Here is a 14,320-nt window from a genome sequence, read left to right as displayed (position 1 = left end):
ACAGTTGTGCTATATTGCTTTATAAAAGTCCCAGATGTATTAAAAACACCAATAGTCATAACAGCATAATGGAATTGATCCCATAGTGCCAGCATATACATTTTTACCTGCACAGAATAATGAAGTTATACATAATGTAAAAACTAGTAACAATTTTAACTTTTTTCTCATAATATTTCACTCCAATTCCCATATTTAGTATTCATAAAGTATTTTTTCTTTTTAATTTTACTTTAAATTTATACCATATCTATTGAAAGAAAAATATGAGTTGCTAGTTATTCTAGTAACCTGATCTAATGTAGCACTTTCTGCTGCAGAATATCTTTCAGGCCAATAGTCTGAATTGTCTTCAAATGAGCTAGCTTTAGGACCATAATCTTTTAATCTTATCATAACTATTCCGTTATAACTATTTGCTGCATTAATTGCACCGGAATAGTTGCTAAAATTAGCAGAGCCGATATTTTTTATTCTATCTACTGTAACTGATGCTCTATGAGCATATACATCCTGGATTAAATGCAAAAAAACACCAAGTATTATAAATCCTTTTTTTGTATACGAAGTTGTTCCACTAAATTTATTATTAATTAATTTTTGCAAATCCTGTACTATTCTCTTTTCAACATTTGAAGTATATGAATCTGGGTTTAAATTTATAGAATATCCCTGTATACCTGTTTGAGCCAGATCATAAAGAAAGCTGGCAGTATTCAGAACTGTAGTAAAACTATAACCATGTGAAGAAGAATTAGTAGTGCTGGTAGCCTGAACAGTTGTGCAACTTAAATTAGCTTTTGCATGATATGGGGAAATTATATAAGAATTACCCACCTTTTGAATACTGGATGCATCCATATAATCTTCAGAATCTGTATATATAGCGGCATTGGCTACGATTGTTTTGTAATTAACACCATCTTTTGTGAAATATGAAGAACTAAGACCTGTAACAAGTGATTTGTGATTCTCAGGATTTTTATTAATATCAGAAGACCATGCGAAGGAATTCAAACCTACTGATAAAATTAATGTAATAACCATCAAAAAAGCTACAATTTTACTTGATTTTTTATTCATAAAAACTCTCCTTTATTAGAAATTTAATTAACAAAATATGCTAATAACTAATTTATTTTGTAAGACACTAATGTTTATAAACCAATAAATATGGTAATTAACCCCACATTGATTTATACATCGTAAAAATTTGCCAGAAAAGCATTAAAGAAACTGATTGTCGTAAATATTATTTAAGTATAGTTTTCTCTTAAATTTAATATGGTGCAACCATAATATTTTTCTACAGCATCAACCCCCAACTTTTGTTTTCCAAAGCAAATATACGATTTCGTCCTACTATGACATAATATACAACTTATACTATTATTGGTAGGATTATTTTTTGTAACCCTAACATAGCAGAAAAATAAAAAAGACAAATATAACCCTCATTTAATAATAGCAAAGACTAAAAGTAATTATCTTACATCAAAATGCTTGTAATTAATTGCATAAATAGTTATAATTATGGAGAATATTTTATAACTACCGATTGAAAGTAAAACCTCTTCAGAATAAGCATGAGCTTTCTTATAGGGAGGAAAATTTTTGGATAAAATTAATGTTCTTATTGTAGAAGACGATCCTGATTGGATAAATACTATAGCTGATTTGTTACAGCATGAGGATGATATTATAGTAAAAGCTAAAGCTACAAATAGAGCAGATGCATTTACTTTGGCTAAAAATCAGCTATTCGATGTGATCTTAATGGATATTAATCTGGAAGGTAACAGACTTGATGGCATTTATGCGGCTGCAGAAATATCTGAAATTAGTAAAGCTAAAATATTAATGGTTACTTCTTTAAGTGAGAATGAAGTTATTCTTAATTCTTTTATTGCAGGTGCCATAAACTATATACCAAAAGGGAATCTATCAGAAGTAGCTCGTGCCATACGTACAGCAAAAGCTGATAATTCTCCATATAAAGTACTTTTAAAAGAATTTAACAGATTAAAAAAAGATGAGCAGTTGGAAAAACTGACTACATCAGAAAAGCATATATATTATTTGCTGGAAAAAGGTTTTTCCAGGAAGAACGTTCTGGAAAGGCTTTATATTTCGGAGAACACTTTAAAAATACATATCAGAAGAATAATAAAAAAATTGGGTGTAAGCAAAATACAGGATGCAATAAAGAAAGTTAATAGAAAAGGACTTTTTAACAACCATTAACACTACTTTTCATCTTTACTACATTCTTTAATATATTTATTAAAAGTGATTTCCTTGGCTAGTATTCAAACTGAAAAGCGCATCAATATTAAAGGAAGCATAATATGGATAGACTTATAGCATTAATTATGGTTTTTACTATTTCCAGCATAGTATTTATATATAACTATAAAAACAAAGGCATGATTTGGTTCAGTTATATGGGATTTATCGTATCTATAGGCATATTAGGTACATATTTAAATAATCATAAAGATTTTTTGCTGATTGGTAACATATTATATATATTTTCTTATTGTTTTGCACCATATTTCTTTTTAATAGCCAGTATTCGTTATGTTGAATCCAATACTAAAATGAAAGTGAGAAGTATATTTTTTAGCAGGTTTGTTACTCCAATATTGCCAGTCTTCTCCTTTGGGATGTGTATTATTTTCTATAATCTGCTCTATGGTAAGGATGAAAGTGGAAATGATTTATACCTTCGGTTTTTTATAACACTTTGGGCAATTATATATTACTTTGTTGGAGATTACAATTTATTTAATCAGTTTCTTCAAGAGAAAATACCAATTTTAAAACATCAGAAGTTTTATATTTTTCTTTTACTATTTTTTGCTACTTCATATGGCGTTTTATCAAACCATATAATACCTATTCTTAAAATAAAAAATACCTATGATTTTTGTTTTTCGGTAATACTGTTTATTTGTTTTCTATATTTTTGTATAAGATATGGCTTTTTTGGATTAAGAATTTTTTTTGAAAAATACAATCCTATTATAAATCTAATGACAATGGATACAGGTATATCCATACTGAATCATACACTAAAAAACGAAATGAATAAGATAGATATATGCTGTAATAACATCAAAGTTCAGACCAATAAACAAAATGAAATAATTGACCGAAATGTTAATTCAATAAAGAACTCAAGTGAACATATTTTGAATATGGTTAGTAGAATTAAAAAATACACATATGATTTTTCGATTGTTGAAAGTAATTTTGAGTTAACAAATATAATTGAAAAAGTCGTTGAGATGATGAATCCATATATTGAAAAAAAACACATAAGTATTATAAAAGATTTTGGATATTGTACAAACATGATTGCCGATTGTTCTCATATTCAGGAAGTATTGCTAAGCTTGCTCAAGAACTCAGTTGAAGCTATAAATCATAAAGGTGAAATTCTTATTAAAACCAAAAGAAATAATAAATTTATCATAATAGAAGTTATTGATAATGGTTGTGGAATAAATAAGAATAATTTAAAAAGAATAGTACATCCCTTTTTTACAACAAAAAACAATACAACTAACTTTGGATTAGGGCTTGCTTATAGCAGCAATGTTATTCTTAAACATGGGGGAAAACTTTTGATTTCAAGTCATGAGGGTATTGGTACAAAAGTATCAATATGTCTTCCCATATCAAGAATTCCAGGAGCGATTAAAAATAAAAACCTAGGGTAGTCCTTGATTATTGGAGTAAATCTATGTAATAATGTATCCATGAGTTGCTACATATAAAGCATGGGTATTATGCAGGTTAAATCAAGGCTTCGTGACTTTGTAGCAATACAATTATAGGTGATAAATAATGGGAATAATTGAGACTAAAAGGTTATACCTTAGAGAACTATTACTTGATGATAAAAAGGAATTAATGAAAGTGCTCTCTAATCCAGCGTCTATGGAATTCTATCCCCATCCATTTAGTGAAGAGGAGGTAGAAAACTGGATTCAGTGGAATATCCAAAACTATAAAAAATACAAACACGGGCTTTGGGCTGTAATATTAAAAGAAGATGGTACATTTATAGGAGATTGCGGTATAACAATGCAAAATATCGAAAATGAAATTGTACCGGAGATTGGCTTTCATATTATTAAAGAATATTGCAATATGGGCTATGCAACTGAAGCTGCTCTTGCTTGCAAGGAATATGCATTTAATGATTTAAATTACCCAAAGATATTTTCATACACCACAATACGGAATATTCCCTCACAGAGAGTTGCCGAGAAGATTGGTATGAAGGTTTATAAACATTTTGAGAAAAACGGCGAAAAACAAATTGTACAAGTTGCAATCCGGCATTAGAATAAACATCAGCATAATTAATCTATTTTAAGGAGGGATTTTTGTGTCAAATAACAAATCACTGGTTGTATACTTCTCCCAATCAGGTAATAGCAAATTTATAGCAGAAACCATTGCACAGGAAATAAAAGCTGACACTCTGGAAATCAAGACCAGGAAAAGTCTGCCCAAAGCTACTTTCTTTAAGCTTTTTATAGGGGGAATGCAGGTTATATTTAAGTCCAAGCCCGAACTGCTTCCATTTGATAAGAATCCAACGGATTATGATCTTATCATTATAGGCACTCCTGTTTGGGCAAGCTCTTATGCCTCACCCCTTAATACATTCTTTTCTAAAGTTCAAATTAATGGTAAGAAGATTGCATTATACTGCTGCTGTGGAGGCTCCCAGGGAAAAACCTTTGAGAATATGAAGAATGTACTAAAGGGCAATCAATTTTTAGGTGAATTGGAATTGAAGTCCCCTTTAAATTCTAAGGAAGAAAGCATTAGAAAAACTAGAGAGTGGGCACGAACCATCAATAGTTAAATCCGGGTATAACTTAGAAAGGAAGTTGAATATTGACAAAATACATTGCATTTTTGCGAGGTATAAACGTAGGCGGCAAAAACAAAGTTCCTATGCCTGAATTAAAAATACTATTTGAGCAAAATGGCTTTGTTGATGTTATGACGTATATAAATAGCGGTAATGTTATATTTTCAAGTAATAGATTCGACATGGAAGAAATAAAAAAAGAGTGCGAAGCATTTATTGTAGATAAGTTTTATTTCAAAATACCTGTCGCAATCATTCCTGGTAAAGATCTTTTAGATGCACTAGACAATGCTCCATCTTGGTGGAATAAAGAGGAAGATTCAAAACACAACGCAATCTTTGTAATACCACCTATTACTGTAGATGAAGTATTTAAAGATATAGGTGCAGCAAAACCGGAATATGAAAAAGTAGATTTTTATGGAAGGGTTATTTTCTGGTCTGCACCAATAAAGACATTTTCAAGGACAAGATGGTCAAAGGTTACCAGTTCATCTTTATACGATAAACTGACCATACGAAATGCAAATACTGTAAATAAGCTGGCACTGCTTATAAAGTAGGCGGTTTTATTATACTATAAAACAAAAGGTGAGGAATTGATAGTGGAAGATATAATGTACCAATGTTCTGAAGATGAGCTGAAAATTCAGTCTCCTTTTTCTGGACTTTCACGATATTTTTTAAGTTCATTATGTGTTTTCGGAAGTATACTATTAATAATATTTACCTCTTATGATTGGCTTGCAGCTTTTTTGATACTTGCAATTTGCTATTTAGTTGTCAATAAAGAGCCAGTAGAGTGTATATTTAACAAAAATGATCAAAAAGTTACTGTTACGCATCAAAATCTTATAAATAAGTATGTTTCTGTGAAACCTTTATCTGAAGTAAGGAGTTGTTCGGTTAAATTGTTTACGGAAAACTCCAGTGAAGGACCTGCAAGTTACCGTTTATACATAGAATTTAGCAATAATAAAAAATTACCATTTCAATCAAATAATAATATTTTATTAGAAAACATTGAAAAAGCAGCAAAGGGGTTTGTAAATCTCAAATAATTTGATAAAGGTTACCGCTTTGTAATAATTTTTAACTATTTTGTAATTTTTAAATACTTCCGTAGGTGTATTATATATAAAGTAGATTTTATTGACAACACTACGGCGGTAGTAAAAAAACTCTCTAAAAATTACTCTTTGTAACCATAACGATTTAAATCCTCAGGTAGTACATTATTAGCCAGGATGAAAATTTTATAGGTATAAAACTTTACATACCTCAACTACCGCCGGCTTTTTTTATATTTCAGACAAATCAATCTTATTTGTATCCCAATGTCATCGTATCATACAGTATTTACAATTTTGCATATTAGCAGGGCACCAGGTAATATAGAAAATGTGCTATAATGGAAATGCTATGGATATATTTTAAGCCATAAACTATATTACCAAGGAGATTTGTGTGCCATGCCCCAGGAAAAATTATAAAATACTCTTTAATATTGTTACTCTGTTTGGTTGTCTCACAGCTCCTGTTTTACTATCTATTCGATGATTTCTTTGTCTGTATTATCAATACATCATTCTTAACCAATATTGGATTACGGGTTTCATTTGCCTATGTTTTATACATAGCCAGTATCTATATTATTGATAGAAAAATATCCAAAATACATATAGATCTGCTTGCAGGCATTTACTTTCTGATGGTTCTAGTCCTTTCACTCTTAAGAGAATACCACAATTATATTTTTATAAATTTAAATCCTCTGACTATAATAAATGATTTTGATCGTTATTTTAACCATACCTTGATTATTCTTATTGGAAATCTGTTAATATATGTTCCTCTCGGTATGTACATAAAATATAAATTCAATATGACTAATTTGAAACTGGCTATGTGTTTCATGCCTTACATATTGCTTCTTGAAGCAACCCAGCGGATAACTTATCGTGGAATCTTTGATATAAATGATATCATAACCAATATAGCAGGTTTTGTTTTTGGCGGCATTTGCTTTACTATATTTGAGAAAATCCGTTTAGGCATGCCCCAAATGTAACTTCCCGTATAATTTCGCTTTCGTGTTAACTTAACTCGTGAACACGCTCAAAACGATAAGTAATATTTCAATCATGCATTAATGAAGGTAACAACTCAATAATTTGTTGGAGGGAGGGAAACCCTTTGAGAAGCGAACAGGAAATGTTTGATTTAATAATCGGTGTTGCACAGGCAGACAAACGTGTACGGGTAGTTTACATGAATGGCTCTCGTACAAATCCCAATGTCGAAAAAGATATTTACCAGGATTATGACATTGTATATGTGGTCACAGAAACCAAGTCGTTCTTAGATAACAAAGATTGGATTTCTGTGTTTGGCGATATAGCAATTGTTCAAGAGCCAGATAGCAACGACTTTAGTTGGGGTATAAATGCAGACTTTAATCGTTCTTATACATGGCTAATATTATTTAAAGACGGTATCCGTATCGATTTGAATATTCAGATAAAAGAAGTTATGCTCGAAAAATATGTAAGTGACAGCTTAACAATACCGCTTTTGGATAAAGACAATTGTTTGCCTCAGATACCCGCCTCTAATGATTCCGATTATCATATAAGGAAACCTACACCGCAGCAATATAAAGGCTGCTGTAATGAATTCTGGTGGTGCTTGAATAATGTTGCCAAAGGAATTGCCAGAGATCAACTTCCATATGCTATGTGGATGTACAATGTAGTTGTTCGCGATATGCTTGTAAAAATGATTGATTGGTATATAGGAATAAATGTAGGCTTTTCTGTATCTGTGGGAATGAGCGGAAAGTATTATAAAAAGTATCTTGAAGAAGATATTTATGAAATGTATACAAAAACATATTCCAACAGTGATTACAACAACTTTTGGACCTCAATATTTATTGCCTGCGAGTTGTTCAGAACAATTGCCCAGCCCGTTGCCAATCGTTTTGGATATATCTATAATGTCACTGAAGATACCAATATGATTGAATATTTATATAAAGTAAAAAATCATAGCTTATAAAAAAGCTCAAATCAAAAACAACCGGCATTGTACAATAATTACCAGTTGTTTTTGATTAAACTTTAATCACTACTTAATATGAGTAACCGAATTTTAAAGCTAACTTAATAACATCAGACATGTTAACGGAATTATCTCCATTCAAATCACATCTAGAGTCAAAATTGGTATTGGCTTTGGCAAACCCAAAAGCCTTTGCAATCATTACAACATCCGCCATATTTATTGTAAAGTCTTTGTTTATATCCTCCTTTAAATAAATCTGTCCTTTGGAACAATAAGCATCAATATAATACGCAGCCCACGCCAGACCGGCATTAAGGTTAATTTTTACCACATTGGTTGACCATGACTGTTCATTGTCAAAGTAGCACTTTTGTGCTGGAAATTTCAGTTCCTTCATACGGTACACCAATGTCAAGTGATCCTGCCCGCTGGAGTTTGGCCCGCTTACAAGGAATCCTGGAGGAACAGGAGGAAATGATGGTTCTGCATTTGGACAGAAAAACCGGTGGTTTGGGTATTTTGCCGGATCGTCACCATATCCTGTTATGTATGATTTATTGTTTGCATTGCGGCCAAGTAGGTAATCCATCGACTCCATTATGCTCGATATGTATTTATTCTTTCTGGCAAAATCATAGGCATATGCCAGAACAACTGCCTTGTAAACTATATATGAGTTTGATTCAGTAGGATAACCATAATATTCTTCTATTATGTCAAAGAAGCTTGTTTTAAATGTTGATTCCGGAAGAGGCATACCGTAGCTTTCTTTCTTTTGCTCACTTATGAATATATCAGCTGCCTTTATTATGCTTTCTATAGTTTGAGGAAATTCATACCCAGTAATAAGTGCAAGTGTAATAGTTCCAAGAGCACCGGTAGATGAACAGTTAAAACATCCCTTTATCCCCTGATCCTCGCCTGACAATTCGTCAGGTATTTCAAAGCAATTTTTATAGGATTTTATATCTGCAAGATACTTTTGTTCCCTGGTTGTTGCATACAGTTCACATGCGGCCCAGTAAAATTCATCTTCCAAATAGTTATCACCATAAGCAGTACTTCCGGTTTCCTGACCGTTTTTCACAAACATGGCAGGGTTTTCTTTTGCTGCATTGTAGGCTTTTACAGCAGCTGTAAGGCATTTATTCGAAAAGGCAGAATCAACATCCTTCCAGATACGTGCTGCTTGTGCTGCACATGCTGCAAGGTTTAATGTAGCAGCCGTTGAAGGCGGAGAATAAATTCGTTTTTGTGTGTCCTGATCAGGCCTTGTAGCAAGTCCTGTCCAGTTTTCATCCGCAACCTTGTGTGCTGCCATTCCTTCTTTATCATAGCCTGAAGGAATTTGCATCTTAAGCATCCATTCCATTTCCCATCTGGTTTCATCCATCAAATCATTTATATAGTTAACGCTTTCAGGAATATTAAGATTTAAAAAAATAGAATCCGTGCCTTGAAGTTTTGAATGCTCATATTGATTTTGCAGAAGCCATAATGAAAGTCCACCGTTTACAAGGTACTTATTATGATCTGCACTATCGTACCATCCGCCTGAGCAATTAAGTGTTATTGGTCCGGTATAACCTGTACCTTCCTTTAAGCTTGCAGTATCATCTGCATGTCCTGCCGGACGGGCCCACTGACTTTCAACACAATATGGCATCTCAATTTTTATGCCGCTTCTTGCATGATAAAAATATTTCAGTGAATCATATTTCATTTGTGAATAAAGATCCTGTGTAATATCAAACTTATGGCTTACCGAATTTCCAACAGCAAGTTCATAACCTTTACCATATCCGGTATAACTGGTAAAGTCAATAATATGTACATTCTCACCTGATGAATGATCGCTTCCCGAAGGAGTTGTCATACCGGTTGCTACAACCTCACCAGTACTATTTTTGAGTTTCCACGTTAAGGGGGTAGATATTTCCTGCCCCTGCAAATTTAGTGTTGCCTTTTTAGGACCGGATGGGAAATATCCAAGCTGGTTCACACGAATATCCCTTAATGGAGCAGGTGTAGGTGTTGCAGGATTATTGCCTGAAAGAGTAACAGATATAATCTTAACATCATAAGGCGATTCCCCTGCAAGTCTGCCTCCAAACTCAAATGACAGCTCGGCATTGGCAATATCTTTGGGAGTGGTAAACTTTTGACTAACACTTAGTATCTCATTTGCTTTTATTGAGTATGGAGTCAGATAACTGTTAAAGACTTCGGTGTATGGCTCGGTATATTCCATTATTTTAGCATTAAACTTGCAATCTTTTGTTGCAGTCAGTTTAAAAGCTATATTATAAGTGACACCTTTGTAAAGTGAAAAACCTCTATAACTTACTTTAATATCAGACTCATTTTGACCTTTATTATTGATATGTACCACATACATATCGTCCTCAACCCCAGTATATGCATTATCGGGAGCACTTTCATAGAAGGTCCAGGCAAGTGAGCTGCCTGTTCCTGAAAAGACCTTTTTCTGCAACAGATACGCGTTGCAGGTTGCATTTACAACCAGTAATACAATAATAAATAATAGTCCGGCTGATAGTTTTTTTATCATACTCTTCCCCCTTAAAATTTCCATTATGTAAATTATTATATACTGATTTACAAAAAAATGCTAATGCTATTTTCGTTTATAATTCTTAAATATCTACCATTTTGTTTTTCATGGTTTACAGCACTACTAACTTAATAAACTTCCAATTCAAGGTAAAATATTATAAACAAAAAATGTTCTCAGTGATGTCACCAAGAACATTTTTTATTAGCACTTTTAATATATTACTTTTTCAAAATCTTTATGGCTCGTTTCCCCATGTTATATTTCCAGAAATATATGCTGGAGTCTTTGTCCATTTTTCATAATTACCACTTATACCATTGAAAGAGTAGTCGTTTCTCTGATCGTAATCGCCCCAATAAGCTTTAGCCATTCTTGTTCTTAATTCCACGCTTTCTCCAGGAGCAAGAACACCTGCAGCTGTATCAAATCCAATTTCCACATAGTAATCTGCTGTGCCTGAAGTATTATCTATCGCAAAGAAGTTTCCTTTGACATATTGTGTTCCCCTGCTTGACCAATCACAATAAAGCACCTGTGAATCCATGGAATCAATAGTATAATAATATCTTACCGTTACATCTGATAGATTTACCAGGTCAGTACTTGTATTAGTTATTTTATAATTCATGCTGCAATTATTTGTTAAAGATGATATGTTCCCATTATAGAAATCAACTTGTAATTTTTCTTCAACAGGAGGTATAGATGACTCTTGCAAATATTCTATTTCTGCAAGCTGTATGATTCCATCTCCATTATTTTTTGTTATATCAAGCTTGTAGTACATATATGGAATTGTATTGGCTGTATTGTATACCTTTCTCTGGAAGTAATCAGTGAATGTCTCTCCGCTCTTTCTATCCAATTCAACCCACTCAATATTATCGTTAGAGCCATACAACACCCAGTCTTTTGGGTTTCTACCCGGAGAATCATTAGCTGATGTCAAGGCATAGCTACTCATTACAAAAGGATTTAAATATTTTATAGTTATTGCATCTGTGCTGTTAAATGTTAACCATTTGGTATTTGTCAAACCGTCAAAAGCTTTTTCCTTTCCTTCTAAAGGCTGATTTTCTCCACCTGCAGTTACCTCACACAGATCAAATTCACCTAACTGAATCTCTTCGCCCGAATTATTGCCAAGGATATTTAGCTTATAGAAAACATAGCTTGTATCATTTTCAATAGAATATAATTTCTTAACAAATCTGCTCTTGAATGTCTGATTGCTTCTGGTATCCAATACCACCCAGTTTATATTGTCATTGGATGCTAATAGCTCCCAGTCTTTTGGGTCTCTGACATTATAGTCGTTGGCAGATGTCAGTGAATAGTTAGTCACTTTTGTGGGCTTCTGGAAATTATAAGTTATCCAGCCTGTTTTCGCAAATGTAAGCCACTTAGTTTGGGGATTGCCGTCAAAGGCCTTGTCCATTCCTTCTCCTATAGCTGCATTATCTCCGCTTGCAAACACTTTCTGTTGATCAAATTTGTAACCGAACATTTGAATTTCCGATATTTTAACAGTATTGCCGCTTCTGCTATCCATTTTGAATCTATAGTATTTATACGGATTTACATTATTAATGGTAAAATATTTGGTCTCAGATCTCTTCAAAAAGGAAATATCACTTCTAGTATCTACAGCCTCCCAACTTGTGTTGTCATTTGAGCCTTCCAAAGTCCAGCTTTTGGGGTCCATATCAGCCAAATCGGCAGAAGTAGTTATTGAGTAACTGGTAACAACATACGCAGTATCATTAAATTCATATTGAACTGTTCCTGCTGGAGATATTACACTGGTTTGAGTCCCTGTGTTGTTATCAAAAGCATTATTGCTCGAAGCTGTTCCTCCCTCAGTAATATCTGGTGATAAAGCTCTGTTATATGTAAACTGGGTACCTGCAGCATTAATATTTGTAAGGCTTATAGTTTGATTGTAATTTCCATTCCACCATCTGGAATCAGGTATTGTGTTGAGACCGAAGCTAGCATTATTACCGGCCTTGAAAAAGTCATTGGCATCACTGCCCCGTTTATTTTCAAGATCATACTTGCCATCAGCCTGCTCGACAGAAACCATATAATGCTTGCTTGGAGTCATATTCTCAAGGCTATTATTTCCTTTTTCATCAATATGCCAAATAAGTAACCCTTCTCCCGGCATGTTTGTTCTGTAACCCTCTTGTTTTATACTCTCAATCATAAAATATTCTTTTGTGTCCGCATTCTTTACAACATAGGGGTTAAGGGAATTCTGAGGAACATCAACTATACTGCCATCAGCTAACAAGTCCAATTCAATCGGAGTTCCCCAACCGGAACGGATAGAACGGAAATATGGATTTGGAGGCTGAGGATTTTTCCCGTTGCCGCTTGACATCAAGTCAAACCCTCCCGTACCACTGGATTCACCGCCATAATCGTAAGTATCAGGCCATCCACAAAGCATATGCCCGTTTTCATGCACAATAGTTCCTATGTTCAAATCGTCTCCTATATTGGTTATCTGGTATCTTGAAAGCTTAACTCCACCAACCTGATACTGCGGTATACCGCCTGCATGAGGCCAAAGTCCTTTAGACCACCCCCATGATGGGTTTCCTGCATACAGAACATTAAACGCTGTTACTGTACCTGCTGTGTCTGTCCCTTCCGGATCTACTGTAAGCTTTGTAAAATCAAACCCTTTAGCTTTCAAACTATCCAGGGCTTCCACAATAAGCTCACCCGCTTTTCCTGCATCTTTATCATCATAATATGTTTTAGGATTCTTTGCAGTATAAAATGCAGTCACTGAATTGGTATAATTCATTTTTCCATCTGAAAAGAAGGTGTAGTAGTCATGTACAGAGCCATTATTGCCATAATCTTTATATCCTACCCTATTTAACATATCGGAAATTTGCTGCTGAGTGAAATCAGACTTCTGGTCGGAAAAATCTATTAGCAAAGTCAAGCCTGTTACATTTCTGATTGTTTCACCAGCCGGTGCCATGCTTCTCATTACTGAAGAAGATGCACCTTTTACTACATTTACTCCATTTTTTGTACTTTCCTTTGCTGCTTCTGATGAATCATCAAGAAGTTTATCCCAGTTAACTTCTTTTTTAGCTTCATTTACTTTATCAATTACAGACTCTTCAGAAATATCCAACCCCTTTTCTAAATCTAATTTTGCAGGAGGAGTTACTTTTTCTGAATTTTTATATACCACTCCTGTAGAAACAAACTCGGTTCCCTCACTGTTTAAATCTGCGTAACATATCCAATTTGTCTTAGGGTCACGGATCAGTGTGTAACCGTCAATGCTCTCAACCTTCTGGTAAAATTCATCCCCAAATACTTTAACACTTACAAATGAACCATCAGGCTGTATCAGATTGAATAAATCACCTGAGTAAGGTGCAGCAGATGCTGTTGATGAACCTAGTAAAATGGCTCCTGAGATAAGTGCTGCAGAGAATACTGTTTTTCTTGCGTGTTTAAACATCGTCTCAACTCCTTGTATAAATTTTAGATAGTTAAATTACACTATTTGCACCATTTATTTTAAAATAAGTGCGATTAATATAATATCTGACATTTATATATAAACATTTTTGCATGTTATTGTCAAATTTATCATTAACTACCCATATATATAAATTTATTACATCTATTTTATATTTACATTAAAGCGTGGTAAAATTATTGTTATTATAGTAGATTTCAGACATTTCTTTGCTGTTGCTTAAAAGCATAGCGGAGAAATTATCGGTGCTACTGAAGCATTCACA

At 33.4% G+C, this 14,320-nt stretch carries 11 protein-coding genes; 8 read left to right on the top strand and 3 right to left on the bottom strand.

Annotated elements, in window-relative coordinates; translation table 11 throughout:
- Positions 1–228 precede the first annotated feature (228 nt).
- Positions 229–1,083, bottom strand: a complete 855-nt coding sequence (locus tag Bccel_RS27080) for a hypothetical protein (protein WP_036939912.1) — start codon at positions 1,081–1,083, stop codon at positions 229–231.
- Between the two features lie 531 nt (positions 1,084–1,614).
- Here Bccel_RS27080 and Bccel_RS27075 point away from each other — a divergent pair.
- From Bccel_RS27075 to Bccel_RS27040, 8 genes are all read left to right on the top strand, one after another.
- Positions 1,615–2,244, top strand: coding sequence for a response regulator transcription factor (locus Bccel_RS27075; protein ID WP_036939910.1), 630 nt, complete (start codon positions 1,615–1,617; stop codon positions 2,242–2,244).
- 104 nt (positions 2,245–2,348) lie between these two features.
- Positions 2,349–3,725 carry a sensor histidine kinase gene (locus Bccel_RS27070; RefSeq protein ID WP_036939903.1) on the top strand — a complete coding sequence of 459 codons (1,377 nt, stop codon included), beginning with the start codon at positions 2,349–2,351 and terminating at the stop codon, positions 3,723–3,725.
- Between the two features lie 127 nt (positions 3,726–3,852).
- Positions 3,853–4,356, top strand: coding sequence for a GNAT family N-acetyltransferase (locus Bccel_RS27065; protein WP_036939894.1), 504 nt, complete (start codon positions 3,853–3,855; stop codon positions 4,354–4,356).
- A 43-nt stretch (positions 4,357–4,399) separates the two neighbouring features.
- Positions 4,400–4,885 carry a flavodoxin family protein gene (locus Bccel_RS27060; protein WP_036939892.1) on the top strand — a complete coding sequence of 162 codons (486 nt, stop codon included), beginning with the start codon at positions 4,400–4,402 and terminating at the stop codon, positions 4,883–4,885.
- Positions 4,886–4,917: 32 nt separating this feature from the next.
- Complete coding sequence (locus Bccel_RS27055) at positions 4,918–5,457, top strand: DUF1697 domain-containing protein (protein ID WP_036939890.1); 540 nt, start codon at positions 4,918–4,920, stop codon at positions 5,455–5,457.
- Positions 5,458–5,499: 42 nt separating this feature from the next.
- Positions 5,500–5,955, top strand: coding sequence for a hypothetical protein (locus tag Bccel_RS27050; RefSeq protein WP_036939888.1), 456 nt, complete (start codon positions 5,500–5,502; stop codon positions 5,953–5,955).
- A gap of 650 nt (positions 5,956–6,605) precedes the next feature.
- On the top strand, positions 6,606–6,965 hold the full coding sequence (locus Bccel_RS32735) for a VanZ family protein (protein ID WP_242853099.1): 360 nt from the start codon (positions 6,606–6,608) through the stop codon (positions 6,963–6,965).
- Positions 6,966–7,090: 125 nt separating this feature from the next.
- The gene (locus tag Bccel_RS27040; RefSeq protein ID WP_036939884.1) at positions 7,091–7,954 is read left to right on the top strand and encodes an aminoglycoside 6-adenylyltransferase; all 864 of its coding nucleotides are present in this window, start codon (positions 7,091–7,093) and stop codon (positions 7,952–7,954) included.
- A gap of 73 nt (positions 7,955–8,027) precedes the next feature.
- Here Bccel_RS27040 and Bccel_RS27035 read toward each other — a convergent pair whose 3' ends face one another.
- Both Bccel_RS27035 and Bccel_RS27030 read right to left on the bottom strand, forming a co-directional pair.
- On the bottom strand, positions 8,028–10,532 hold the full coding sequence (locus Bccel_RS27035; RefSeq protein ID WP_036939882.1) for a glycoside hydrolase family 9 protein: 2,505 nt from the start codon (positions 10,530–10,532) through the stop codon (positions 8,028–8,030).
- A 241-nt stretch (positions 10,533–10,773) separates the two neighbouring features.
- On the bottom strand, positions 10,774–14,034 hold the full coding sequence (locus tag Bccel_RS27030; protein WP_050753928.1) for a M6 family metalloprotease domain-containing protein: 3,261 nt from the start codon (positions 14,032–14,034) through the stop codon (positions 10,774–10,776).
- Between the last annotated feature and the right edge of the window lie 286 nt (positions 14,035–14,320).

Origin of the sequence: Pseudobacteroides cellulosolvens ATCC 35603 = DSM 2933 (assembly GCF_001262605.1) — a bacterium.
Taxonomy (GTDB): domain Bacteria; phylum Bacillota; class Clostridia; order Acetivibrionales; family DSM-2933; genus Pseudobacteroides; species Pseudobacteroides cellulosolvens.
The sequence above is the reverse complement of the archived record's forward strand: the minus strand, read 5'-3'. Positions and strand labels throughout refer to the sequence as shown.